The organism is Modicisalibacter tunisiensis (assembly GCF_020148005.1).
GTDB classification, from domain to species: Bacteria; Pseudomonadota; Gammaproteobacteria; order Pseudomonadales; family Halomonadaceae; genus Modicisalibacter; species Modicisalibacter tunisiensis.
Genome location: NZ_JAGXFD010000001.1, coordinates 2,997,023 through 3,021,473 on the forward strand (window position 1 = coordinate 2,997,023; position 24,451 = coordinate 3,021,473).

Annotated in this window: 20 protein-coding genes; 9 read left to right on the forward strand and 11 right to left on the reverse strand. The window is 67.7% G+C overall.

All coding sequences use genetic code 11. The features are described from left to right. Positions 1-105 precede the first annotated feature (105 nt). The 3 genes from KGQ91_RS14070 to KGQ91_RS14080 all read left to right on the forward strand — a co-directional run bounded on the left by KGQ91_RS14070 (position 106) and on the right by KGQ91_RS14080 (position 3,375). A complete protein-coding gene (locus tag KGQ91_RS14070; protein ID WP_224421266.1) occupies positions 106-1,548 on the forward strand; it encodes an MATE family efflux transporter in 1,443 nt (480 codons plus the stop codon). Then, positions 1,538-2,608, forward strand: a complete 1,071-nt coding sequence (locus KGQ91_RS14075; RefSeq protein WP_224421267.1) for a DUF3080 family protein — start codon at positions 1,538-1,540, stop codon at positions 2,606-2,608. The genes KGQ91_RS14070 and KGQ91_RS14075 overlap by 11 nt, the downstream gene beginning before the upstream one ends. Before the next feature lie 71 nt (positions 2,609-2,679). Continuing rightward, complete coding sequence (locus KGQ91_RS14080) at positions 2,680-3,375, forward strand: hypothetical protein (protein WP_224421268.1); 696 nt, start codon at positions 2,680-2,682, stop codon at positions 3,373-3,375. 11 nt (positions 3,376-3,386) lie between these two features. Here KGQ91_RS14080 and tusA read toward each other — a convergent pair whose 3' ends face one another. Next, entirely contained in the window at positions 3,387-3,629 is a 243-nt protein-coding gene (tusA, locus tag KGQ91_RS14085) for a sulfurtransferase TusA (RefSeq protein ID WP_224421269.1), read from the reverse strand. Positions 3,630-3,666: 37 nt separating this feature from the next. Further along, on the reverse strand, positions 3,667-4,749 hold the full coding sequence (gene rlmM / locus KGQ91_RS14090; protein WP_224414660.1) for a 23S rRNA (cytidine(2498)-2'-O)-methyltransferase RlmM: 1,083 nt from the start codon (positions 4,747-4,749) through the stop codon (positions 3,667-3,669). A gap of 120 nt (positions 4,750-4,869) precedes the next feature. Between rlmM and KGQ91_RS14095 the strand changes: the two genes are divergently transcribed. Continuing rightward, positions 4,870-5,601, forward strand: a complete 732-nt coding sequence (locus KGQ91_RS14095; RefSeq protein ID WP_224414659.1) for an RNA methyltransferase — start codon at positions 4,870-4,872, stop codon at positions 5,599-5,601. 89 nt (positions 5,602-5,690) lie between these two features. Here KGQ91_RS14095 and rpsA read toward each other — a convergent pair whose 3' ends face one another. From rpsA to KGQ91_RS14130, 7 genes are all read right to left on the reverse strand, one after another. Beyond that, positions 5,691-7,367: a 30S ribosomal protein S1 gene (rpsA, locus tag KGQ91_RS14100; RefSeq protein ID WP_163648947.1), complete on the reverse strand. Its 1,677-nt coding sequence runs from the start codon at positions 7,365-7,367 to the stop codon at positions 5,691-5,693. Positions 7,368-7,562: 195 nt separating this feature from the next. Further along, positions 7,563-8,261 (reverse strand): (d)CMP kinase, encoded by a 699-nt coding sequence (gene cmk, locus KGQ91_RS14105; protein ID WP_224421270.1) that lies wholly within the window; start codon positions 8,259-8,261, stop codon positions 7,563-7,565. Next, positions 8,258-10,483: a bifunctional prephenate dehydrogenase/3-phosphoshikimate 1-carboxyvinyltransferase gene (locus tag KGQ91_RS14110; RefSeq protein WP_224421271.1), complete on the reverse strand. Its 2,226-nt coding sequence runs from the start codon at positions 10,481-10,483 to the stop codon at positions 8,258-8,260. Before KGQ91_RS14110 ends, cmk begins: the two co-directional genes overlap by 4 nt. Continuing rightward, positions 10,484-11,575: a prephenate dehydratase gene (gene pheA, locus KGQ91_RS14115; RefSeq protein WP_224421272.1), complete on the reverse strand. Its 1,092-nt coding sequence runs from the start codon at positions 11,573-11,575 to the stop codon at positions 10,484-10,486. A 14-nt stretch (positions 11,576-11,589) separates the two neighbouring features. Further along, entirely contained in the window at positions 11,590-12,672 is a 1,083-nt protein-coding gene (serC, locus tag KGQ91_RS14120) for a 3-phosphoserine/phosphohydroxythreonine transaminase (RefSeq protein WP_224414655.1), read from the reverse strand. Between the two features lie 69 nt (positions 12,673-12,741). Beyond that, on the reverse strand, positions 12,742-15,459 hold the full coding sequence (gene gyrA / locus KGQ91_RS14125; protein WP_224421273.1) for a DNA gyrase subunit A: 2,718 nt from the start codon (positions 15,457-15,459) through the stop codon (positions 12,742-12,744). A 156-nt stretch (positions 15,460-15,615) separates the two neighbouring features. After that, entirely contained in the window at positions 15,616-16,050 is a 435-nt protein-coding gene (locus tag KGQ91_RS14130) for an acyl-CoA thioesterase (RefSeq protein WP_163648959.1), read from the reverse strand. A 186-nt stretch (positions 16,051-16,236) separates the two neighbouring features. On the opposite strand from KGQ91_RS14130, the gene KGQ91_RS14135 reads away from it, so the two are divergent. Next, complete coding sequence (locus KGQ91_RS14135; protein WP_224414653.1) at positions 16,237-17,166, forward strand: recombination-associated protein RdgC; 930 nt, start codon at positions 16,237-16,239, stop codon at positions 17,164-17,166. Continuing rightward, positions 17,163-18,326 carry a 1-acyl-sn-glycerol-3-phosphate acyltransferase gene (locus KGQ91_RS14140; protein ID WP_224421274.1) on the forward strand — a complete coding sequence of 388 codons (1,164 nt, stop codon included), beginning with the start codon at positions 17,163-17,165 and terminating at the stop codon, positions 18,324-18,326. The genes KGQ91_RS14135 and KGQ91_RS14140 overlap by 4 nt, the downstream gene beginning before the upstream one ends. 348 nt (positions 18,327-18,674) lie before the next feature. On the opposite strand, the gene KGQ91_RS14145 is transcribed toward KGQ91_RS14140, so the two are convergent. After that, entirely contained in the window at positions 18,675-20,153 is a 1,479-nt protein-coding gene (locus tag KGQ91_RS14145; protein ID WP_224421275.1) for a TrkH family potassium uptake protein, read from the reverse strand. A 78-nt stretch (positions 20,154-20,231) separates the two neighbouring features. Between KGQ91_RS14145 and KGQ91_RS14150 the strand changes: the two genes are divergently transcribed. Both KGQ91_RS14150 and KGQ91_RS14155 read left to right on the forward strand, forming a co-directional pair. Further along, complete coding sequence (locus tag KGQ91_RS14150; RefSeq protein WP_224421276.1) at positions 20,232-21,395, forward strand: cation diffusion facilitator family transporter; 1,164 nt, start codon at positions 20,232-20,234, stop codon at positions 21,393-21,395. Positions 21,396-21,484: 89 nt separating this feature from the next. Then, positions 21,485-21,766 (forward strand): hypothetical protein, encoded by a 282-nt coding sequence (locus tag KGQ91_RS14155; RefSeq protein ID WP_224421277.1) that lies wholly within the window; start codon positions 21,485-21,487, stop codon positions 21,764-21,766. A gap of 39 nt (positions 21,767-21,805) precedes the next feature. Here KGQ91_RS14155 and KGQ91_RS14160 read toward each other — a convergent pair whose 3' ends face one another. Further along, complete coding sequence (locus KGQ91_RS14160) at positions 21,806-22,264, reverse strand: pilin (protein ID WP_318010290.1); 459 nt, start codon at positions 22,262-22,264, stop codon at positions 21,806-21,808. Between the two features lie 312 nt (positions 22,265-22,576). On the opposite strand from KGQ91_RS14160, the gene pilB reads away from it, so the two are divergent. Next, positions 22,577-24,397, forward strand: a complete 1,821-nt coding sequence (gene pilB / locus KGQ91_RS14170) for a type IV-A pilus assembly ATPase PilB (RefSeq protein ID WP_224421278.1) — start codon at positions 22,577-22,579, stop codon at positions 24,395-24,397. Positions 24,398-24,451 lie beyond the last annotated feature (54 nt).

Here is a 24,451-nt window from a genome sequence, read left to right on the forward strand (position 1 = left end):
ACGGCGCCCCGCGCGGTGCGAAAATGCGCATCGCACAGGCAGACATCCCGGCGCCGGTTGCCTAGACTGGCGGCTCTTTCCTTTCCGCTAAGAGACAGGCTCGACATGGCGTATCCGGCCCGGCATGAACGCTGGCAATCCACGTTTCAGGAGTCCCGCGCCCTGCTGCGGCTGGCACTGCCGATCTGTGGTGCCCAGCTGGCCCAGTCGGGCATGAGCGTCGCCGACGTGATCATGGCCGGCCGGGCCAGCGCGCGCGACCTGGCGGCGGTGTCGGTGGGCTCCAGCCTGTGGCTGCCGCTGATGCTGTTCATGACCGGCGCGTTGATGGGCCTGACCCCGATCGTCGCCCAGCTGGTGGGCGCCGGCCGCATACCGGCGGTTCGCGCTCCCGTGCATCAGGCCCTGTGGCTGGCGCTGGTATTCGGCGTGCTGGCCGGCCTGGCACTGGTGTTCGGCGTCGCGCCGGTGTTCACGCTGCTCGGGGTTCCCGACGGGGTCGCGGCGCTGTCCGCCGACTACCTGCGCATGGTCGCCATCGGCATGCCCGGCGTGGCGCTCTATCAGGCCCTGCGTGCCTTTGCCGACGGCATGAACCACACCCGCCCGACCCTCTGGATCAGCCTGGTGGGGCTGGCCGTCAACATCCCCAGCAACTATGTGCTGATCTACGGCGGCGCCGGCATCGAGGCCGTGCTGGGCGGCGCCACGCCCGCTCGCCTGGCCGGGCTGCCCGCCCTCGGCGCCCGGGGGTGCGGCGTGGCCACGGCCATCGCCATGTGGACGATGTGCCTGACCATGCTCGTCTGCACGCGCCGCAGCCGGGTGCTCGCCCCGGTACGCCTGTGGCAGACCCTGTGCCTGCCGGCGCGCCGCCCGCTGGCCGAGCTGCTCCGGGTCGGCCTGCCGATCGGCGTGGCGATCTTCGTCGAGGTCACGCTGTTCACCCTGATCGCGCTGCTGGTCGCCCGGCTCGGCGAGGTCACGGTGGCCGCGCACCAGGTCGCGCTCAACTACACCTCGATCCTGTTCATGCTGCCGTTGTCGCTGGCCATGGCGCTGACGGTGCGCGTCGGCAATACCCTGGGACGCGGCGCGCCCGAGCGCGCCCGCTTCGTCGCCCTCGTCGGCCTGGGCGTCGGCGTCCTCGCAGCGCTGGTCAACGACCTGCTGATGTGGCTGACCGCCGGTCCGGTGGTCGCGCTCTACAGCCCGAATCCCGAGGTGCAGTCGCTGGCCCTGACGCTGATCGGCCTGGCGCTGCTCTATCAGGTGTCGGACTGCCTGCAGGTGACGCTGGCCGGGGCGCTGCGCGGCTACAAGGACACCCGCATCATCATGGCCATCACCCTCGTCGCCTACTGGCTGGTGGGGCTGGGCGGCGGCTGGCTGCTGGCCACCGGGGCCTGGCCGGGGCTCGTGCCGCTGGGCGTGCGGGGCTACTGGCTGGGCCTGATCGCCGGACTCAGCGTCGCCGCCGTGCTGCTGGGCTGGCGCCTGCACGTCATCAGCCGCGCGCCGCGTCGAGCCGAAGCCCATGGGCACTGATCGTCGCCGGGCCTGGCGCCGGCCGGGCCGCGTGCTGCTCGGCCTGGCCCTCCTGAGCCTGAGCGGCTGCGGCGACCCGGCCGCCGATCAGCGCCTGGCCGCCTGGCAGGCCGGACTCGCGCAGGCGCTGGACGTTGCGCCGCCGGCGACACCCTCGCCGCCCAATATCGGCGCCTTTCCCGAGCGCGACGCGCGCCTGTTTCCCGTCGCGGAGACGCGCGAGGGCCTGCTGGACGTCTATGCCCTGCGCCGCTGCGACATCGTCAAGCTGGTCGCCCGACGCAACAGCCAGCTGGGCAAGGTGGCGCCCGCCAGCCAGCGCTGGCTCTACGAGCTGACCCTCTGGCGACGCCTGCAGGCCTGCTGGAACGGCCCGGCCGCGCAGGCACTCGCCGCCGAGGACCGCCAGCGGCTCGGCCACCTGCTCGAACGCAAGACCCGCCAACTGCCGCGCGTGAGCTGGAACGCCCTGTTCGATGCCGAGGAATGGGTCGGCACCTTCTCGCGCGCCAGCTCGCCGCTGCCGCCCGACGCCGACCCGGGGCGCGCCCTGGCCGCACTGGCTTACCTGCGCCGAATGGTGGTGCACCAGTTCGATCCCCGCTGGACGCCCACCTCGGCCGATCTCGAGGGGCATCTCAAGGCCCTGCGGCAGGCGCCCTTCACCGCCGAGGTCCTGCGCGCCCTGCTGCTGGCCACGCAACGTCTCGAGGATCTGGACCGGCAGTTGGCAGGGGCCGCCTGCTCCCCGGACAATGCCGCCGCCCTGAACGCGGCGCTGGCCTCACCGGCGGTCCGGCGCGGGCACGCCTATCTGGCCCGGCTGGCCGAACAGGGCAGGCGCTGGCTGACGGCGGTGAATGCCCTGCTCGATGCCTATCCGCTGGCCCGACCGGCCGTCACCCGCTATCGCCGACGCTGGCTGTCGCTCGACGCCCCCGCCGCTCCCTGGCCGCGGTTTCGCGTTGCCCTCGCCCGTCACGCGGCGCGGATCGCCAGCCTGCGCCGGGACTGCGCCACGCCGGGCGCTTCCGGCGCGTCGACGGCCGACGGGGCTTAACTTTCGACGTCGGGCTGTGCTAATAGTGAAGCGTGGCCCAGGCCGACACATTGCCGCTGAGGAGGGTAGCCATGGGTATCCCGACGTCCCCCCGTTCCGCCCAGGTCATCGACCTGGACACCGCCCGTCATCGGCTGAGGGCCAGACGCCGCCTGATCCGCCTGGCGCCGGAGCTGGATGGCCTGGAAATGGTCTATCATCTGGCCTCGGACCCGGACACCCTGTACGGGATGCCGATTCTTGCCTGGGGGCTGCGCGAGGATGGCGAAGTGGTGGGCATGGTGCCCTGGATGGAGGCCCTGACTCCCTGCCACGAACTCGACGATCCCGAGCACGGCCATTTCGTCGGCTATCGCGATCCGGAAACCGAGGACGTCTTCCTCTCCGCACCCGAGCACAAGGTGCTCGAACTCGAGCATGCCGCCGCCTACTTCGATTACGAGGACAGCGCGGAAACCACCCTGCTCCAGCAGCTGCCCGAAACGCTGGGCACACACGCGCTGTGCCTCGACGACAGCCAGGCGAGCTGGCAGCTCAAGCTGGTGTTCGGCTGGCGGCTCTACAGCAACGGCGAAGTCGAGGCGCTGCTGGTCGACGAGAGCCGCGTGGAATCCACCCCGGTGGTCGCCGGCGATGCCTGCCTGTACGCCGGCCACAGCCGCCACGCGGTGGTGTACTTCTTCCAGCGGTCGATCGCCAATCGCATTCGCCAGGAGGACCCGGACACGCTCGAGGCGCTGGCCTGCATGGTCGGCCAGGAGGGCTAGTCAGGCCGCCCTCACCCTCCCAGGCGAATGAAGTAGAGGTAGGTCTCGCCGCCGGTCTCCTGGGTCACCAGCTCGTGCCCCAGGAAATTGCAGAACTTGGGGATGTCGCGGGTGGTCGCCGGGTCGGTGGCGACCACCTTGAGGATCTCACCGGGCTGCATGTCACGCACCTTGTTGTGCATCAGCATGACCGGCTCGGGGCAATAGAGCCCGCGGGTATCGAGCTCGGCATCGAAATCGGGTGTTGCGTCCATCATTCCTCCATAGCGAACGACCGGGAACCTCGGCGGATCAGTCCAGCCTGACATGCACCGTGACTTCCTCGCGGTCATGATAGAGCTGCTTGCAGGCGATCTCGGCCCGCACGCCGGCCCGTTCCAGCGACGCGGCCAGGCGCGACAGGCAGCGCTTCACCTCGGCCCAGCGTTGCTTCATCGGCAGCTTGAGATTGAACACCGCCTCGTGGCACCAGCGCCGGATCAGCCAGCGCTCCACCATGTCGATCACCCGCATGGGCTTGTCGACGATATCACAGACCAGCCAATCGAGCCGGTACGGCGGCTCCCAGGTGAAGCCGTCCTCGCGGAGATGCTCGACCAGGCCGGTCGCCATCAGGTCGCGATCCATCGGCCCGTTGTCGATGGCATAGGTATGCATGCCGCGTCGCACCAGCTGATAGGTCCAGCCGCCCGGGGCCGCGCCCAGGTCGGCCGCCTGCATGCCCTCGTGCAGACGCGCCGGCCATTCATCGCGCGGCACGAAGACGTGCCAGGCCTCCTCGAGCTTGAGGGTCGAGCGGCTGGGCGCCTCCCGCGGAAAGCGCAGCCGCCGGATGCCGCCGGGCTGCTCGCTGCGGTTACCGGGAAAGCTCATCGCCAGCTGGACGCGGTCGCCGGCGCTCCAGAACAGGTGCAGGCGCCGCCCCTGGGCCTTGCGCCGCAGCGCACCGCGCTTGCGCAATGCGCCCTCGAGCGGGCGCTGCAGCGCCTTGGTCAGCGCGGCCAGCGCCTTGGCCTCGTTGCTGTCGGGGGTTTCCTGCCACAGCGACTCGAAGCTCCACCCGCTGGCCATCACCTGCTCGATGATCGGCGTCAGGCGATCCTCCCGCGACAGCGCCTCGAGCACCGGCAGTGCCACCAGCGACTGGCGCGCGAAGACCAGCGCCTCCAGCGGCAGCTGGCGATGCAGGGCATTGGCCGGCTGCTCGTCGAGCATCACGAAACGCACGTGTGCGTCGCCCGCCTCGGCGACGGGATAGCCCGCCCAGCCCAGGGCGGCGGCCTTGTCCTGAAGCTCGGCGCTCAGGTCCCGCTCGAAACCGGCCCGGCAGTAGAAGAGCAGCTCGCGCGGCACGAGTTGCGCGGATTGTGTCATGTCACCTCCCCTGAAAGGCCCAGCAGTCTAGCGAGCCGCCCGAGCACCGACAAGCCGCCCCTCGTGCCGCCGCAGCGGCTGGCGTACACTGACGGCTTTTGCGCCACGAAACCCGTTTCCATGCTCGACAATATCCGCATCGTTCTCGTCCAGACCTTCCATCCCGGCAACATCGGCCAGGCGGCCCGCGCCATGAAGACCATGGGCCTGACCCGGCTGACGCTGGTCAACCCGCGCGCCTTCCCCGACGACGAAGCGACCCGTCTGGCCGCCGGGGCCGACGATGTGGTGGCCTCGGCGCGGGTCGTCGACAGCCTGGAAGCGGCGGTCAGCGACTGCGTTCAGGTCATCGGCGCCAGCGCCCGACTGCGCAGCCTGCCGCTGCCCCATTACGACGAACCCGACGCCATGGCCGGCGAGGTCATCGAGCACGCCTCGCAAGGGCCGGTCGCACTGGTCTTCGGGCGCGAACGCTTCGGGCTGACCAACGACGAGATTCGCCACTGCACGCATCAGGTCAGCATTCCCGCCAATCCCGACTACGGCGTCCTGAACCTGTCCCAGGCCGTGCAGGTGCTGGCCTACGACGTCTATCGCGCCTGGCGGCGGCAGCAGGGCCGCACGGCACCGCAACCCGGCCGCGGCCCCCTGCCCGACCAGGCCCAGCTGCAGCACTTCCACGCCCATCTCGAGCGGGTCATGGGCGCCAGCGGCTTTCTCAACCAGCCCCATGCCCGCACCAGCGAGCACCTGCATGCCCTGTTCGCCCGGGCCCAGCCCAGCCGCAAGGAGCTCTCGCTGCTGCGCGGCCTATTGAGCGCCCTGGAGTCGCACCTGCCCGAGTCCCGCTGAGCGACGGCCGAGACACAAGCGTCCCACAAACAAAAACCGCGGCCCGTGGGCCGCGGTTTCGATCACTGCGCCGGGATGGCGCCAGGCGCTCAGTCCTGACCCATCTGCTGCTTGATCAGGTCGCCGATGGTGGTCGGGCCACCGGTCTCGACTTCCTGCTCGCGCAGACGGCTCATGTTGCGACGGGTATCCGCCTGGTCCTTGGCCTTGACCGACAGGTTGATCGCGCGGTTCTTGCGATCGACACCGACGATCCGGGCCTCGACGCTGTCGCCTTCGTTGAGCACGTTGCGTGCATCCTCGACGCGATCGGCGCTGATCTCGGAGGCCTTGAGGATGCCGATGACGTCGGTCGCCAGCTCCACGTGGGCTTCCTTGGCATCGACCTCGACGACGCGACCGGTGACGATCGAGCCCTTGTCGTTGACGGCCAGGAACTCGGAGACCGGGTCGGTCTCGAGCTGCTTGATGCCCAGCGAGATGCGCTCACGCTCCGGATCGATGGAGAGGATGACGGCTTCCGCCTCGTCGCCCTTCTTGAACTGGCGCACCGCTTCCTCGCCGGTCTCGGACCAGGAGATGTCGGACAGGTGGACCAGACCGTCGATGCCGCCTTCCAGACCGATGAAGATACCGAAGTCGGTGATCGACTTGATGGTGCCGGAAACGCGGTCGCCCTTGTTGTAGCGCGCGTTGAAGTCTTCCCACGGGTTGGTGGTGCACTGCTTGATGCCCAGGGAGATACGACGACGCTCCTCGTCGATGTCCAGCACCATGACCTGAACTTCGTCGCCGACCTGAACGACCTTGGACGGGTGGATGTTCTTGTTGGTCCAGTCCATCTCGGAGACGTGGACCAGACCCTCGACACCCTCTTCCAGCTCGGCGAAGCAGCCGTAGTCGGTGAGGTTGGTGACGCGGGCGTTGACCTTGGTGCCTTCCGGGTAACGATCCTTGATGTTGACCCAGGGATCCTCGCCCAGCTGCTTGAGGCCCAGCGAGACACGGTTGCGCTCGCGGTCGAACTTCAGCACCTTGACGTTGATCTCGTCGCCCACGGCCACGATCTCGGACGGATGCTTGATGCGCTTCCACGCCATGTCGGTGATGTGCAGCAGGCCATCGACGCCGCCCAGGTCGACGAACGCACCGTAGTCGGTGAGGTTCTTGACGATACCCTGGATCTGCTGGCCTTCCTGCAGGGTGGCCAGCAGGGCTTCACGCTCGGCGCTGTTCTCGGCTTCGAGAACGGCACGGCGGGAAACGACCACGTTGTTGCGCTTCGGGTCGAGCTTGATGACCTTGAAGTCGAGTTCCTTGTTCTCCAGGTGCGTGGTGTCGCGCACCGGACGGACGTCGACCAGCGAGCCCGGCAGGAAGGCACGGATGGAGGACACGTCGACCGTGAAACCGCCCTTGACCTTGCCGTTGATCACGCCCTTGACGATCTCGTCCTTCTCGAAGGCCGCTTCCAGCTCTTTCCACGCTTCGGCACGCTTGGCCTTCTCGCGGGACAGGCGGGTTTCGCCGAAACCGTCCTCGACGGCTTCCAGGGCGACCTTGACTTCGTCGCCGACGCCGATGGTCAGCTCGCCGTTCTCGTCGCGGAACTGGGCGGCGGGGATCTGTCCTTCGGATTTCAGACCGGCGTTGACGGTGATCCAGTCACCCTCGATGTCCACCACGGTCGCCATGACGATGGCACCGGGTTCCATGTTGATGTCCTGAAGTGACTGTTCGAACAGTTCAGCAAAGCTTTCGCTCATGAGCATCCTACGTGATCAACGTTGATGGCGGTTTTCGCCCTCTCCGCACCACCAGCGAGTGCGGGCCTTCTCTACATATCCCCGGGGACGTTGGCGCTGGTTCGACCTGGTCCGGCTCTCGGCATCACACTCAGGTTGCCGGGCCACGTCATCACGTCTGGCCGGGGGCGCCGGAAGCGTTATCGCATCGGGATGTCAAAGCTGGGACACCAGGCCCCGGTCTTCAATCAGCCGCAGAATGTGATCCACCACGTCCGGTATCGTCAGCTCGGTGGTGTCCAGTTCGACAGCGTCGTGCGCCGGTTTCAGTGGAGCCACACTGCGCTGCATGTCGCGCGCATCCCGAGCCTGAATCTCTTCCAAAAGACTCGATAGACTAGCATCCACTCCCGCGTCCTGCAACTGACGGTAGCGCCGTCGCGCCCGTTCCTCGGCGGAGGCGGTGAGGAAGATCTTGAGCGGCGCCTCGGGGAACACCACCGTTCCCATGTCGCGCCCGTCGGCCACCAGCCCCGGGGCCTGGCGGAACTCGCGCTGGCGCGCCAGCAGCGCCTCGCGCACCGCGGGTACCGCCGCCACGCGCGAGGCATTCTCGCCCATGGTCTCGGTGCGGATCGCCCGGGTGACGTCCTCGCCTTCGAGCAGCACCCGGGCCTCGCCCGCCTCGGCGAGAAAGGCCACGTCCAGGGTGCCCGCCAGCCGCGCCAGGGCGTCGGCATCATCAAGCGCCGCCCCGTGCTTGAGCGCGGCCTGCGCGGTCAGCCGGTAAAGCGCGCCGGAATCCAGCAGGTGCCAGCCCAGGCGCTCGGCGACCAGGCGGCTCACCGTGCCCTTGCCGGCCCCGCCGGGCCCGTCGATGGCCAGCACCGCCACAGGAGACCCACCTGCCGTCATGACGCCTCCTCGTCGAGCGTCAGGCCGACCCGGCGCGCCAGGTCGACGAACCCGGGAAAGGAGGTCGCGACGTTCTTGCAGTCGTCGATGACGATCGGTTCCCGGGCCCGCAGCGCGGCAATGGCGAAGGCCATGGCGATGCGGTGGTCGCCGAGACTGTCGATGCGCCCGCCGCCGTAATTGGGTGTCTCGCTACCGTGGCCGACGATATCGATGCCGTCCTCGTGCAGGGTGTTCTCGACCCCCAGCACGGAAAGACCATCGGCCATGGCCGCCAGCCGGTCGGACTCCTTGACCCGCAGCTCGGCGGCGCCGCGCAGCCGGGTCACGCCCTCGGCGTTGGCGGCAGCGATGAACAGCGCCGGGAACTCGTCGATGGCCAGCGGCACCTGGTCCTCGGGAATCGTGATGCCCTTGAGCGGGGTGTAGCGTACACGCAGGTCGGCCACCGGCTCTCCGCCCACCTCGTGCGGGTTGTCGAGGCGGATATCCGCGCCCATCGCCTGGAGGATGTTGATCACGCCGATCCGCGTCGGGTTGATGCCGACATGCTCGAGCGTCAGGTCGGCGCCCGGGGTGATCGCCGCCGCCACTAGGAAGAAGGCCGCCGAGGAGATGTCGGCCGGCACATCGATCGGTGCCGCCGTCAGCCGGCCGCCGCCCTCGAGCCAGGCCAGGTCGCCGTCGCGATGCACCGGGTAGCCGAACCCGCTGAGCATGCGTTCGGTATGGTCACGGGCCGGCGCCGGCTCGCGCACCCGCGTGGTGCCCTCGGCATAGAGCCCGGCCAGCAGCAGGCACGACTTCACCTGGGCGCTGGCCATCGGCATGGCGTAGTCGATGCCCTTCAGGCGCTGCCCGCCGCGGATCGTCAGCGGTGGCCGGCCGCCCTCGGCGGTCTCGATCACCGCGCCCATCTCGCGCAGCGGATCGGCGACCCGGCCCATCGGGCGCTTGGTCAGCGACTCGTCGCCGGTCAGCTCGGTATCGAAGGCCTGCCCGGCGAGCAACCCGGCGAACAGCCGCATGGCGGTGCCGGCATTGCCCACGTAGAGCGGCCCGGCGGGCGCCTTCAAGCCATGCAGGCCGACCCCGTGAATGGTCACCCGGCCCTGATGCGGCCCCTCGATGGCCACGCCCATCTCGCGGAAGGCCTGCAGGGTGGCCAGGCTGTCCTCGCCTTCCAGAAAGCCCGAAACCTCGGTAACCCCGTCAGCGAGCGCACCCAGCATGATCGAGCGGTGCGAGATCGACTTGTCGCCGGGCACCCGGATCGTGCCACGAACGCCGCCGCCGGGACTGACCCGGTAACGGATATTGCGTTGTTCCATCGCCTGATATCTCGTCTTGTTCAATAGCGTGTCGAAATAGTGTCGGGCATGGCTGGCCCGGTCCAGCGTCGCCAGCATGGCGTCGTCGTCGCCCGTGACGATCGCCCGGCGCAGGCGGGCCACGCCCGCCTCGAAGTCGTCCAGTGCGGCGATCATCGCGTCCTTGTTGGCGGTGAAGATGTCCCGCCACATCACCGGGTCGCTGCCGGCGATACGCGTGAAGTCGCGAAAGCCGCCCGCCGCGTAGCGGAAGATCTCGAGGCGCTCGTCCTGGCGCGCCAGGGTGTCGACCAGCGAGAAAGCCAGCAGATGCGGCAGATGACTGGTGCGCGCCAGCACCTGGTCATGGCGCTCGATGGCCATGTCCACCACCTCCGCGCCGCAGGCCTGCCACATGGCCCGCACCTGCGCCAGGGCCGCGGGATCGCTGTCCAGCCCGGGCGTCAGGATCACCTTGTGGTGGCGGTAGAGATCGGGATTGGCGGCCGCCACGCCGCTCTTCTCGGACCCGGCGATCGGATGCCCCGGAATGAAGCGCGGCGGCAACGAACCGAAGACCCGCTCGGCGGCGGCGCGGATGGCCAGCTTGGTGCTGCCCACGTCAGTAATCACCTGAGCGTCGAGCAGCGGCGCCAGGCGTGCCAGCACCGACTCCATCGCCAGCACCGGCACGGCCAGCACGATGAGCTGGCTGTCGGCGACCCAGTCCGCCACCTCGGTACCGCCGGCATCGATCACCCCGAGCGCCAGCCCGCGAGCGATCTCTTCCGGATCACGGTCGCAGGCCACGACACGACCGGCAAAGCTGCCGGCCTTGAGCGCCGCGGCCAGCGAGCCGCCGATCATCCCCAGCCCGACGATGAGTACCCGGGGCGCCTGCGCGTCCGTCATCTACAGCACACCCTGCGGGTAGGAGCCCAGCACCTTCATTTCCGCCGAGCGCAGGCTGACCTCGTCGAGCACGGCGGCCACTTCCGGCTGGTCGACATGGCCCTTGAAGTCGATGAAGAACACGTAGTTCCACACCCCGGAGCGGGACGGCCGGGTCTCCAGCCGCGTCAGGTCGATCTGGTGACGATGGAACGGCTCGAGCAGGTCGTGCAGGGCGCCGGGCTGGTTGCGCATCGCCACCACCAGCGAGGTCTTGTCGTCGCCGCACATCGGTACCGACGGGTGGCCGATGATCAGAAAGCGTGTGGAGTTGTCGGGGCGGTCCTCGATCTTCTCGGCGATCTTCTCCAGCTCGTAGAGCTTGGCGGCCATGTCGCCGGCGATTGCCGCGCTGTGCCATTCACTCTTGATCAGCCGCGCCGCCTCGGCATTGGAGGACACCGGCACCCGCTCGGCATGCGGGTAGTGGGCATCGAGCCACTTGCGGCACTGGGCGAACGACTGCGGATGCGAGTAGATCCGCGAGATCTTGTCGCGTCGCGTGGTGGGCGCCACCAGCAGGTGATGGTGGATGCGCAGCACCACCTCGCCGCAGATGTGCATCGACGAGTCCATGAAGGAGTCGAGGGTATGGTTGACCACGCCCTCGGTGGAGTTCTCCACCGGCACCACGCCGTAGTTGACGGCGCCGGCCTCGACCTCGCGGAACACCTCGTCGATCGCCGCCATCGGCAGGCTGACGGCGCTCTCGCCGAAATGCTTGAGGGCCGCCTGCTGGGTGAAGGTGCCCTCGGGACCGAGGTAGGCCACCTTGACCGGCTGCTCCAGCGCCAGGCAGGCCGACATGATCTCGCGGAACAGCCGCCCCACCTCCTCGGCGTCCAGCGGCCCCTGGTTGAGCGCCATGATGCGGCGCAGTACCTGGGCCTCGCGCTCCGGCCGGTAGAACACCGCCCCGGCGTCCTCGGCCAGCTTGACCCGCGCCACCTGCTGGGCACACTCGGCCCGCTCGCTGATCAGGCGCAGGATCTCGCCGTCGATCCGGTCGATGCGTTGGCGCAGTTCATCGAGATTGATCGGTATGTCGCTCATGTTCTCCCCCGCCCTCAGCCGTGACGCCGTTCGAAGTCGGCCATGAAGTCCACCAGCGCCTCCACCGCCGCCTCGGGCACAGCGTTGTAGAGACTGGCCCGCATGCCGCCGACGCTGCGATGCCCCTTGAGGTTGAGCAGCCCCGCTGTCTCGGCCTCGCGCAGAAAGTCGCCGTTGAGCGCGTCATCGGCCAGCACGAACGGCACGTTCATCCGCGAGCGATTGCGCGGCGCGATCGGGTTGCTGTAGAAGCCGCTGGCGTCGATGGCGCCGTAGAGCGTCTCGGCCTTGCGGGCATTGATGGCGTCCATCGCCTCCAGCCCGCCGATATCCTGCTTGAGCCAGTCGAACACCAGGCCCGCCAGGTACCAGGCATAGGTCGGCGGCGTGTTGTACATCGAGCCGTGTTCCGCCATGACCCGGTAGTTGAACATGGTCGGCGTGTCGGGCCGGGCGCGGTCGAGCAGGTCGTCGCGCACGATGACCAGCGTCAGCCCGGCCGGGCCGATGTTCTTCTGGGCGCCGGCGTAGATGACCCCGAACCGCGAGACATCCAGCGGCGCCGAGAGGATCGACGAGGACATGTCGCAGACCAGCGGCACCTCGACCTCGGGGATGTAGTCGAAGGCCAGGCCGCCGATGGTCTCGTTGTCGGTGTAGTGCAGGTAGGCGGCGTCCGATGACAGCGCGATGGCCTCGGGGCGCGGCACCTCGCGCAGGCCGTTGTCCTCGCTCGACGCGGCGATGTGCGCGCCGGCGACGTGGCGCGCCTCGGCGATCGCCTTCTTGCCCCAGATGCCGGTGTACAGATAGTTGGGCGTGCCGCCGCGGCCCAGCAGGTTGTAGGGGACCATGGCGAACTGCGAGGAGGCGCCGCCCTGCAGGAACAGCACCCGGTAGTTGTCGGGGATCGCCAGCAGCTCGCGCAGGGTGGCCTCGGCGGCCTCGGCGATCGCCGTGAAGTCGGCGCTGCGATGGCTCATCTCCATCACCGACAGGCCACGACCGTGATAGTCGAGCAGCTCTTCCTGGGCGCGTTGCAGAACCGGGGTCGGCAGCGCGGCCGGCCCGGCACAGAAGTTGTAAAGGCGTGTCATCAGCGTTGCGTCTCACAAGTCCGTGAAAGACGACCGCCGTGATCGCGGCGGTCGCGGGGGATCAGGCGCTCACTCGGCGTCATCCGGGGTGCCCGGCGCGGCCGCGTCGGATGCGGTTTCATCGCCTGACTCGGCCGCACCGTCCTCGGCCATCTCGTCGACGCCCTCCTCCTCGTCGCTGGGCTCGTCGACGCGTACCGTCTTGACCAGCGACTCGGCCTCGCCCAGACGAATCAGCATCACGCCCTGGGTGTTGCGCGAGGTCACCGAGACCTCCTCGACCCGGGTACGCACCAGGGTGCCGCGATCGGTGATCAGCATCATCTCGTCGCTGCCGTGCACCTGGATGGCCGAGACCAGGTCGCCGTTGCGGTTGCTGGTCTGCATGGCGATGACCCCCTGGCCGCCGCGACCGCGCAGCGGAAACTCCTCCAGCCGGGTGCGCTTGCCGTAGCCGTGCTCGGAGGCGGTGAGGATATAGGCCTGCTCCGCTTCGGTCGCCGCCGCGGCATCGCCGGCACCCGTGTCTTCGACGGCCGCCTCCTCGCTGTCGATCCGGGTCGAGCTCGGGATGATCAGGCTGATCACCTCGGCATCGTCGGCCAGGCGCATGCCCCGCACGCCGCGGGCGGTACGCCCCATGGCCCGCACGTCGCCTTCATCGAAGCGGATCGCCTTGCCGTTGGAGGACAGCAGCATGACGTGATCCGAGCCGCCGGTAATGGCCGCCCCGACCAGACGGTCACCCTCGTCGAGGTCGATAGCGATCAGGCCGACGCTGCGCGGCCGCGAGAACTGCTCGAGCGAGGTGCGCTTGACGGTGCCCCGGGCGGTGGCGAAGAAGATGTAGCTGTCCTCGCGGTACTCGCGCACCGGCAGCATGGCGTTGATCGCCTCGTCGTCGTCGAGCGGCAGCAGATTGACCAGCGGCTTGCCCCGAGAGCCGCGGCTGGCGGCGGGAATCTCGTAGACCTTCAGCCAGTAGACCTTGCCCTTGTTGGAGAACAGCAGCACGGTGTCGTGGGTCGAGGCCACCAGCAGGTGCTCGATGACATCCTCGTTCTTCATGCTGGTCGCCGACTTGCCACGACCGCCGCGACGCTGGGCCCGGTAGTCGCTGATCGGCTGGCTCTTGGCATAGCCCGAGCGCGAGATGGTGACCACCATGTCCTCTTCGCTGATCAGGTCCTCGATGGTCAGGTCGAGCCGACTGGTCTGGATCTCGGTCTTGCGCGCGTCGCCGTACTGGTCGCGCACGGCGACCAGCTCCTCGCGGATCACCTCCAGCAGGCGATCCGCGGAGGCCAGGATGGCGGACAGTTCGGCGATCCGCTCGAGAATACCCGAATATTCGTTGAGCAGCTTCTCGGTCTCGAGCCCGGTCAGGCGATGCAGGCGCAGCTCGAGGATCGCCTGGGCCTGGGCCGGCGACAGGCGATACTCGCCGCGATCGCCGGACAGCCCGAAGCCTTCCTCCAGCGCCTCGGGGCGACAGGACTCGGCCCCCGCGCGGGACAGCATGTCGAGCACCTGCCCCGGCCGCCAGGAGCGCTCGATCAGCTTGTCCTTGGCCTCGGCCGCCGACGGCGACGCCTTGATCAGCTCGATCACCTTGTCGATGTTGGAAATCGCGACCGTCAGGCCCTCGAGGATATGGCCCCGCTCGCGGGCCTTCTTGAGCTCGAACAGCGTGCGCCGGGTGACCACCTCGCGGCGGTGGCGCACGAAGGCCTCGAGCATTTCCTTGAGGTTGAGCGTCTTGGGCTGGCCGTTGTCCAGCGCCACCATGTTGATGCCGAACACCGTCTCGAGCTGGGTGTGGGCGAACAGGTTGTTGACCACCACCTCGCCGGACTCGCCGCGCTTGACCTCGATCACCACGCGCAGGCCTTCCTTGTCGGATTCGTCGCGCAGCTCGGCGATGCCCTCGATGCGCTTGTCCTTGACCAGCTCGGCGATCTTCTCGATCAGTCGCGCCTTGTTGACCTGATAGGGCAGCTCGGTGATGACGATGTGGTCGCGACCGCTCTTGTCGTCATGCTCGATGGTGTGGCGCGCCCGCACGTAGATGCGCCCGCGACCGGTGCGGTAGGCGTCGAGGATGCCGGCCCGGCCGTTGATGATGCCGCTGGTGGGGAAGTCCGGCCCCGGAATGTACTCCATCAGGTCGTCGACCGAGAGCGTGTAGTCGTCGATCAGCGCCAGGCAGCCGTCGACCACCTCTCTCATGTTGTGGGGCGGGATGTTGGTGGCCATGCCCACCGCGATGCCCGAGCCGCCGTTGACCAGCAGGTTGGGCACCCGGGTCGGCAGCACGTCGGGGATGCGCTCGGTGCCGTCGTAGTTGTCGACCCAGTCGACGGTGTCCTTCTCCAGGTCGGCGAGCAGCTCGTGGGCGAGCCGCGCCATGCGCACCTCGGTGTAACGCATCGCCGCCGCGCTGTCGCCGTCGATCGAGCCGAAGTTGCCCTGGCCGTCGACCAGCACGTAGCGCATCGAGAAGTCCTGGGCCATGCGCACGATGGTGTCGTAGACCGCGCTGTCGCCGTGCGGGTGGTACTTACCGATGACATCGCCGACCACACGGGCGGACTTCTTGTACGGCTTGTTCCAGTCGTTGCCCAGCTCGTGCATGGCATACAGCACACGCCGGTGAACGGGCTTGAGCCCGTCGCGCACGTCAGGCAGTGCACGACCGATGATCACGCTCATCGCGTAATCGAGATACGACTGCTTGAGCTCGTCCTCGATATTGACTGGCAGAATCTCTCTGGCGATGTCACCCATGTATCGTCAAATCCTTTGCACTGCGACTGATGAACGCTGGCCGGACAGCCAGCAAGCGGTCCCCGTGACCCGACGGACCGCGGAGCCCCCGGCGAGCCGATGGACGCCGATAATCGAGCGATTATACCATCCGCCCCGCCGTTAAGCAGCGGCGGATCAGGCGCGATCGGCCGCCGGACTCAGCACGTAGGGCGTCAGGGTGTCGCGCAGTTCGCCCTCGATGGCCATGGCGCGCCCGGTATGGGTGTCGAGCAGCACGAAGGTGAAGTCGGCATCGGCGATGCGCTTGCCGTCGGCAACGCGATTGATCTCCTGATGGATGATCGCGCTGCGATGATTGAGCCCGGCCAGCGAGGTGAGCACCTCGAGCTCGTCATGAATCACCGCGGCCCGGCGGTAGTTGATGTTGAGGTTGACCGCCACGGCCGCCAGCCCCCGGTTGAACAGCTCGGCCAGGTCGAACTGCTGCTCGAAATAGGCCCAGCGCCCCTCCTCGAGAAATTCTAGGTAACGCGCATTGTTGACATGGGCGTACCCGTCGAGATGAAAGCCGCGCACGCGAAGGGTCGAACGAGCGATACGGTTATCCATGGGTCGGCAATCCTTGAGCATCAAAAAATGACAAATGCTTCCGATTCTAGTCAGCCCCACACCGGGTAACAAACGGTAGTTTGAAACTGCCGGCAAGCGTCTGCTGCATTCGGCGTCGCCGCGCGACGACTGGTACCCGCCTGGCCAATTCGCCATAATGTGTCTCCTTTGCAACGGGACGACGCCATGTGGTTCAAGCACTTGCACCTGTATCGCCTGCACGACGCGCCGTCGCTGACCGCCGATGAACTGCTGGCGGCCCTCGATGAGCAGGCCTTTCGCCCGCTCGGCGAGAGCGAAGCCAAACGCCTGGGCTGGCAGGCGCCGGCCGGCCAGGGGGGATCCCGCCGCCTGCATGAACTCCAGGGGCAGCGCCTTCTGACCGTGGCCCGCCAGGAGCGCCTGCTGCCCGCCTCGGTGGTGCGCGAGGCCGTCGAGAGCCGCGCCGCCGAGCGCGAGGCCGCCGAGGGCCGGCCACTGCGCCGTCCGGAAAAGCAGGCGCTCAAGGAGCAGGTCTACGAGGAGTTCCTGCCGCGCGCCTTCGTGCGCACCCAGCGCATCGACCTGTGGTGGGACACCCGCAACGCCCTGATCGGCGTCAACGCCTCGAGCCGGGCCCGCGCCGAGGATGCCCTCGACCTGCTGCGCCAGACGCTGGGCTCGCTCAAGGTCACGCCGCTGGCCACGAAGGTGACGCCGACCCGCGCGATGACCGAATGGCTCTCGCAGCCCAGCGCCCGGCCCGCCGGGCTGGAGCTCGGCGACCAGGTGGAGCTCAAGTCGACCACCGGCGACGACAGCGTGCTGCGCGGCCGCCAGGTCGACCTGGACGGCGACGACATCCAGACCGCGCTGGACAGCGGCCGCCAGGCCACCCGCCTGGCCTTCACCATCCAGGATGCCGTGTCGCTGGTGCTGCACGACGATCTGGCGCTGAAGTCGCTGCGCTTCGCCGACGCGGTCCTCGACGAAGCCGCCGAGAACGAGACCGGCGACGACCCGGAACTGCGCCTGGAAACCGACTTCCTGCTGATGACCCAGGTCCTGGCCCGCTCCATCGAACAACTCATCGACTGGCTGGGCGGCGAAGCCTCCCCGGCCGCACCGACACCATGACACAACTGCTTTCCCCCGACGCCTTCGAAAAGATTCGCCCCTACCACGACGACGAGGTGGCCGGCGTTCTCGACCGCCTGGCCCACGACCGGGAGTTCCTCGACGCCATCACCCGCTACCGGCTGCCCCGCCTGTCGCGCCATGCGCCCTGGCTGGCCCGCCGGCTGGCCGCCTTCGCCCTGCAGCGGCAGATGCGCGGCGTGGCCAGCGTCGCCGACTTCCAGTCCCACATCGCCGCCTACATGCGCCGCATGCTGGCCACCACCACCGACGCCTTCACCGTCGAGGGCATCGACAAGCTGGACCCCGAGCGGGCCTACCTGTTCATCGGCAACCACCGCGACATCGCCCTCGACCCGGCCTTCGTCAACTACGCGCTCTACCAGGCCGGGCGCAACACCGTGCGCATCGCCATCGGCGACAACCTGCTGCAGAAGCCCTTCGTCACCGACCTGATGCGCCTCAACAAGAGCTTCATCGTGCCGCGCAGCGCCAAGGGCAAGCGCGCCATGCTCGCCGCCTACCAGACCCTGTCGAGCTACATTCGCCACTCGATCACCGTCGACAACCACCCGGTCTGGCTGGCCCAGCGCGAGGGCCGCGCCAAGGACGGCATCGACCGCGCCGACGCCGCCATCGTCAAGATGCTGACCATGGCTCGCCGGCAGGAAGACAAGCAGGCCGACTTCGCCGAGGCGATCCGCGAACTGCGCCTGGTGCCGGTGTCAATCAGCTACGAGTACGACCCCTGCGACCTGCAGAAGGCCCGCGAGCTGCACGCAGTGCACACCGAAGGCCGCTACGAGAAGGTCGAGTTCGAGGATATCCGCTCCATCGTCGCCGGCATCACCGGCTACAAGGGACGCATCAAGCTGACCTTCGGCACCCCGCTGGAAGGCGGCTTTGCCACCCCCGACGCGGTGGCCGAGGAGATCGACCGCCAGGTGCTGGCGGGCTACCACCTGTTCCCCAGCCACCACCTGGCGCTCGAGGCCAGCGGTCTGGCCCCGGACCTCGTCGACCTGAGCGAGGTCACCGCGGCCGACCGCCAGCGCTTCGAGGAACGGCTGGCGACGGTGCCGGAGCCCCTGCGGGAATGGTGGCTGGCGCAGTACGCCAACCCCGTGCTCAATCGCGCCGGCAGAATAACCAGCGACTGAAAACTGAAAGAAGGACCGGACTCGAGAACTCGGCGAGCGACGGCCAGGCCAGGTGTGATCTCTCGGCAGGTGGTTCATCCGGAGCCTGGCCGTGGGAGCGACTTCAGCGCGATGAACCCGTCATCGGGCCACCGCTGTCGGGGATGAATCCCCTCCCACAGGTGACTCCGGTTAGCCGGCCGGGCCTTTCCGTGAACAACCTGGGTGGGTTTACACAGCTAGGCAAAAGTCAGCGAGGAAGCGGACTGGGCTCGCACGCGAGTTTACTTGCTGCTAAATGAGCATTCCGATCGGACTCGCGCGCGAGCTGACTTTTAACGACGCATGGCCGAGCACAGCCAGTTCCGATCATTTCCGCCAGAACATCGGCGTCAGCAGCACCAGAACCGTCAGAATCTCCAGCCGCCCCATCAGCATGCCCACGCACAGCAGCCACTTCGCCGCGTCGGGCAGGGTGGAAAAGTTGCCCGCCGGGCCGATGATCTCGCCCAGCCCCGGCCCGACGTTGGCCACCGCGGTGGCCGCCCCCGACAGCGCCGTGACCAGGTCGAGCCCCAGCATCGACAGGCCCAGCGCCAGCCCGGCCACGGTCAGGAAGAAGAAGAAGGAAAAAGCCACCACGCCACGGCCGATCTCGTCGCTGAGGATGCTGTCGTTGTAGCGCTGGGCGAACACCCCATTGCTGTGGATCAGAAAGCGCAGCTGGTTGCGCAGCATCAGCAGCGCGATCTGAAAGCGGAAGATCTTCATGCCGCCACTGGTGGAACCGCTGCAGCCGCCGACGAACGTCAGGTAGAAGAACGCCACGATCGCCAGCGCGCCCCACTGGGTGTAATCGTCGGACGCGTACCCGGTGGTGGTGACCACCGAGACGACATTGAACGTCACCTGGCTCAGCGACTCGAAGACCGGCAGCCCGCCGAGCACGCGATAGGCGGTCAGCACGCCGATCGCCAGCGCCAGCAGCACCAGCATGCCGCGCACCTGCTGGTCGCGCCACAGCACGCCCGGCGTGCCGCGCATCGCGCGGATGTAGAGCACGAACGGCAAGGCGCCGCTGAGCATGAACAGCGAGCCCAGCCACAGCAGCACCGGCTGGTGGGCATAGGCGCTGAAGGAGGCGTCGGAATTGGCGAAGCCGCCGGTGGACAGCGAGGTCATCGCCAGCACCACCGCATCCAGCGGCAGCATGCCCGCCAGCCAGTAGCACAGGGTGGCCAGTGCCGTCAGGCCCAGGTAGATGCTCATGGTGGCCTTGGCGATGCCGCGGGTGCGCGGCATCACCTTGTCGGACCAGTCCGAGGACTCGGTGTGGAACAGCCGCATGCCGCCGACCTTGAGGAACGGCAGAATGGCGATCGCCATGACGATGATGCCGATGCCGCCCAGCCACTGCATCATGCCCCGCCACAGCTTGAGGCCGTCGGAGAGTCGCTCGATGCCCACCAGGATGGTCGACCCCGTGGTGGTGATCGCCGACACCGACTCGAAGACGGCATCGGTGAACGACAGCTGCGGCGCCCCCAGCACCAGCGGCAGGCTGGCGAAGCCGCTCACCGTCAGCCAGCTCAGGGTGGTCAGAACGAACATCTGGCGCGGCTTGAGGGCGATGGGCACATGGCGGGTCAGCAGCAGCACGCTTGCCACCGTCGCCAGCACGATCGCCATCGACAGCGCGAAGGCGTGGGCATCCGGGTCCCCCTCGGCCAGCAGCACCAGCCACGGCAGGATCATGAAGGCGGCCAGCACCAGCCACAGCACGGCCAGTACCTTGAAGACCGGTGCCCACGAGCTGAGCGACAGCCGCGGCATCACGAGTGAAGCCATTGCGTTCGTTCCCTTGCGTTCCTGTATGCGGGCGAGGACTATAACGTACAACTGAACTCGCTTCCCGGAAAACACCGCATGACACAAGCCTTTACTCGCGCCGAAGAGACCCGTCTCGCCCATCGCGTCACCATCATCGGCGCCGTCCTGGACACCCTGCTGGGCATCGCCAAGATCCTCGTCGGGCTCGCCGTGGGCTCCGCCGCGCTGGTCGCCGACGGCATCCACTCCTTCTCCGACCTGCTGACCGACGTCTTCGTGGTCGTCGCCACCCACTTCGGCCGCCAGGAACCCGATCACAACCACCCCTACGGCCACGGCCGCATCGAGACCCTCGGCACCCTGCTGCTGGGCAGCGTGCTGCTGTTCGTCGCCGGCGGCATCGCCTGGGCCAGCCTCAGCCGGCTGCTGGCCGGCACCCCGGTGCCCCCGGCCGGCCCCTGGGCCATCGGCCTGGCGGTGGTCGCCCTGCTCGGCAAGGAATGGATCTTCCGCTATACCCTGAAGGCGGCACGACGCATCCGCTCGCGTCTGCTCGAGGCCAATGCCTGGCATTCACGCAGCGACGCCCTGTCCACGGTGGCGGTGCTGGTCGGCCTGATCGGCAGCGAGCTGGGCGCCGGCTGGCTGGACGCGGTCGCCGCGGTGGTGGTCGGCCTGCTGGTGGGCAAGATCGGCGTCGAGCTGCTTTGGGAGGCGGGCCGCGAGCTGGTCGACACCGCCCTGCCCGAGGCGGACCAGCGGCGCATGCGCGAGCTGGCCATGGCGGTGCCCGGCGTGCGCGACGTGCACCAGCTGCGCACCCGTACCGTTGCCGAGCAGGTGCTGCTCGACCTGCACCTGGTGGTGGCGCCGCGGCTGACCGTCTCCGAGGCCCACGAGATCGGCAACCAGGTCTGCCGCGAGCTGTATGCCGCCTTTCCGCGGCTGGAGGACATCACCTTCCACGTCGACCCCGAGGACGACTCCCACGACGCCCGTCCCGATGCCGACGACGGCCTGCCGCTGCGCGCCGACGTGGAAGACGCCCTGGAGCAGGCCTGGGGGCGGCTCGACTGCTGGCAGTCCCGCGTGGCGCTGGACCTGCACTACCTGGACAACCGCATCGATGTCTCGCTGTACATCGACGAGAGCCTCGCCCCGCACGACCTGGATCATCAGGCCAAGCGCCTGCGCCATGCCGGCGAGACCCTGCCCTGGCTGGGCCAGCTGCGCGTGTGGCGCGGGCCGGGACGCGCCTGAGCCTGCGGCCACTCACGCCGGCCTGACGCATCGCCCGACTCGTGGTATCTTGCGCGGTAACGTGATCCGTCGACGGGGAGAAAACCGACATGGCCAGCTCGGAAATGCAGAAAGTCCGTGTCATCAACGAACTGCGGGATTTCATCAAGAAGCTGTTGCAGGATCCGGCGATCCTCGAGCAGTCGCTCGTCATCGCCCGCCAGCGCCTGGATCAGGACAGCGGCCCGGCGGCCCTGGCGCAGATTGCCAACGAGATCAGCGACACCACCAGCATTCATATTCCGGACGATCCGGAGTCTTATTCGGAAGCGGACAAGCTGTTCCTGGAGTTGCTGAAGGAAGTGGTGAGTGAGGAGAAGGCGCTTTATTAATAAATAGGCCGGATTATACCGGCCTAACATTTTCAAAAATCAACCTCTGCACTCAGCAGGCCTGTATTTATCCGCCAAATCTCCACCGGTGCAGTCCCAAGAGATTCTGCCATTAGGGGGTGTTCCTTTAGCAATAGCACCATCATTATCGTTGGGGACAAAAGTTATAGTTTTATCAGCGCCACCAGCAGCAGCAGTGAACGCTACAGTAATTGTACCATTATCTGGATTGATACCTACAGACTTCACATTATTTGTACTTGAAGGTGCAACATAGCCAGAATCAAGCGCTACGCCAGAAGCAGCATTTTCTGCTACAGCAACTTTTGCCCCCGAAGCCAAGGAAAGTCCCTCACTCACACGCGCTCTTACCGTATAATCTTGGTACTGTGGGATAGCTATAGCCGCCAAAATCCCGACAATCGCCACCACGATCATCAGCTCGATCAGCGTAAAACCACCCTGCCCCCGGGCCGTCCGGGTCATCGTCTTCATCATTTCCAGCTTCCTCGAATTCCATGCGTACCGTGTCGGCCCGTTGCCGACGCCCTCCGACGCTATCACAGCCCGGACGGCCTCGTGGACCCTCGCGCGTCAACGCGGCATGAGCCAACGGCCCCGCTCACCTTGACAATCGTCATGCGCGCGGTGGCAGGCCTGCACCACCAGCGTTGAAATAGACTACATTATTTTACACCAGAAACGCCCTGCCGAGAGTACCGTATTTCATGGTGGCACGGGTCGGCATCCTGGCTGATCGGTGCCCCACGCAGGAACGCGACCGCAACGAGAGGCAGAACGCCCGACGCCATGTCTTCCTACCAGCCCCCCTACGCTCCCGATACCGATGACACGCCGCCAGCATCGACGGACGATGCGCCGGTAGCCGGCTCGCCTCTGGCCCGCGCCTCGGCGGGGCATTCGGACGGGCTGCGCGGCCTGTCCCGGCGGCTGATCGCCGAGGGGCGGGTCAGCGAGGCGGCGATGCACCAGGCGGAGGAAGAGGCGCGGGCCAATGAAACCTCGCTGCTCAAGCACATCATCGACACCGGCCTGGTCACCGCCCGGGACGCCACCCAGGCGGCCGCCCGCGAATACGGACTGCCGGTGGTCGACCTCAACGCCCTGCGCCGCGACCGCTTCCCGCCGTCGCGGGGCATGCCGGAAAACGTCCTGCGCCGGCACCACATCCTGCCGCTGATGCGGGTCGAGCATCGCCTCACCGTGGCGGTGCCCTTCCCCTCCACCCTGGCCGCCCTGGACGAGCTGCAGTTCGCCACCGGCCTGTCGGTGGACGGCGTGCTGGCCCCAATCGACCAGCTCGAGCCCGCCGTCGAGAACTACCTGGCCCAGGGCAACGCCGACAGCATGCTCGAGGCGCTGGACGATGCCACCGGCCTCGACGAGCTCGAGGCCGAGACGATTCCGCTCGACGAGGAGCCCACCCTCGACGCCAGCACCGCCGGCGACGACGCCCCGGTGGTCAGGTACGTCAACAAGATCCTGCTCGACGCCATCCGCCGCGGCGCCTCGGATATCCACTTCGAGCCCTACGAGAGCACCTACCGGATTCGCTATCGCATCGACGGCATGCTGCTCGAGGTCGCCCAGCCGCCCTTCAACCTGCGCACGCGCATCGCCGCGCGCCTGAAGATCATGGCGCGGCTGGACATCTCGGAGCGCCGGCTGCCCCAGGACGGCGCCATCAAGCTGCGCCTGTCGCGCAACCGCTCGATCGACTTCCGCGTCAACTCGCTGCCCACCGTGTACGGCGAGAAGATCGTCCTGCGCCTGCTGGACCCCACCTCGGCGAAGCTGGGCATCGACGCCCTGGGCTTCACGCCCGAGCAGCGGGCGATGTACGAGAACGCGCTGGCCGCGCCCCAGGGCATGATCCTGGTCACCGGCCCCACCGGCAGCGGCAAGACGGTGACGCTCTATACCGGGCTCAACCAGCTCAACACCGCCGAGCGCAACATCTCCACCGCCGAGGACCCGGTCGAGATCAAGCTGCCGGGGGTCAACCAGGTCAACGTGCTGCCGCGGATCGGCCTGGACTTCGCCACCGCCCTGCGCGCCTTCCTGCGCCAGGACCCGGACGTGATCATGGTCGGCGAGATCCGTGACCTGGAAACCGCGGAGGTCGCCGTCAAGGCCGCGCAGACCGGCCACCTGGTGCTGTCGACGCTGCACACCAACTCCGCGGCCGAGACCCTGACCCGGCTGCGCAACATGGGGCTGGCCTCCTACAATATCGCCAGCTCGGTCTCGCTGATCATCGCCCAGCGGCTGGCCCGCAAGCTCTGCCGCCACTGCCGCGAGCCCGCGGACATTCCCCGGCAGGTGCTGATCGAGGCCGGCTTCACCGAGGACGAGATCGCCGGCGCCCGGCTCTATCGGCCGGTGGGCTGCCAGCAGTGCACGCTGGGCTACAGTGGCCGGATCGGGATCTACGAGGTAGTCCCGGTCGACGACGAGATCGACCGCCTGATCCTGGCCGAGGCCAGCGCCATGGATATCGCCGCCGTCGCTCGCCGGCAGGGTTACCCGGACCTGCGGCACAGTGGCCTGCGCAAGGTGCTCGACGGCACCACCAGCCTCGAGGAGATCAGCCGCGTCACCAAGGATTGACAGACAGGAATTGCAAAACAGTCCCCGCAGAGGGATGACGAATGGCCGCCACGG

Coding starts and splice junctions, on each gene's coding strand:
- KGQ91_RS14145 (WP_224421275.1), bottom strand. CDS start 20,153: ATGGCTTCACTCGTGATGCCGCGGCTGTCGCTCAGCTCGTGGGCACCG.
- KGQ91_RS14150 (WP_224421276.1), top strand. CDS start 20,232: ATGACACAAGCCTTTACTCGCGCCGAAGAGACCCGTCTCGCCCATCGC.
- KGQ91_RS14140 (WP_224421274.1), top strand. CDS start 17,163: ATGACACAACTGCTTTCCCCCGACGCCTTCGAAAAGATTCGCCCCTAC.
- KGQ91_RS14130 (WP_163648959.1), bottom strand. CDS start 16,050: ATGGATAACCGTATCGCTCGTTCGACCCTTCGCGTGCGCGGCTTTCAT.
- KGQ91_RS14075 (WP_224421267.1), top strand. CDS start 1,538: ATGGGCACTGATCGTCGCCGGGCCTGGCGCCGGCCGGGCCGCGTGCTG.
- pheA (WP_224421272.1), bottom strand. CDS start 11,575: ATGAGCGACATACCGATCAATCTCGATGAACTGCGCCAACGCATCGAC.
- tusA (WP_224421269.1), bottom strand. CDS start 3,629: ATGGACGCAACACCCGATTTCGATGCCGAGCTCGATACCCGCGGGCTC.
- gyrA (WP_224421273.1), bottom strand. CDS start 15,459: ATGGGTGACATCGCCAGAGAGATTCTGCCAGTCAATATCGAGGACGAG.
- rlmM (WP_224414660.1), bottom strand. CDS start 4,749: ATGACACAATCCGCGCAACTCGTGCCGCGCGAGCTGCTCTTCTACTGC.
- serC (WP_224414655.1), bottom strand. CDS start 12,672: ATGACACGCCTTTACAACTTCTGTGCCGGGCCGGCCGCGCTGCCGACC.
- KGQ91_RS14095 (WP_224414659.1), top strand. CDS start 4,870: ATGCTCGACAATATCCGCATCGTTCTCGTCCAGACCTTCCATCCCGGC.
- KGQ91_RS14110 (WP_224421271.1), bottom strand. CDS start 10,483: ATGACGGACGCGCAGGCGCCCCGGGTACTCATCGTCGGGCTGGGGATG.
- KGQ91_RS14155 (WP_224421277.1), top strand. CDS start 21,485: ATGGCCAGCTCGGAAATGCAGAAAGTCCGTGTCATCAACGAACTGCGG.
- cmk (WP_224421270.1), bottom strand. CDS start 8,261: ATGACGGCAGGTGGGTCTCCTGTGGCGGTGCTGGCCATCGACGGGCCC.
- rpsA (WP_163648947.1), bottom strand. CDS start 7,367: ATGAGCGAAAGCTTTGCTGAACTGTTCGAACAGTCACTTCAGGACATC.
- KGQ91_RS14070 (WP_224421266.1), top strand. CDS start 106: ATGGCGTATCCGGCCCGGCATGAACGCTGGCAATCCACGTTTCAGGAG.
- KGQ91_RS14160 (WP_318010290.1), bottom strand. CDS start 22,264: ATGATGAAGACGATGACCCGGACGGCCCGGGGGCAGGGTGGTTTTACG.
- KGQ91_RS14135 (WP_224414653.1), top strand. CDS start 16,237: ATGTGGTTCAAGCACTTGCACCTGTATCGCCTGCACGACGCGCCGTCG.
- KGQ91_RS14080 (WP_224421268.1), top strand. CDS start 2,680: ATGGGTATCCCGACGTCCCCCCGTTCCGCCCAGGTCATCGACCTGGAC.
- pilB (WP_224421278.1), top strand. CDS start 22,577: ATGTCTTCCTACCAGCCCCCCTACGCTCCCGATACCGATGACACGCCG.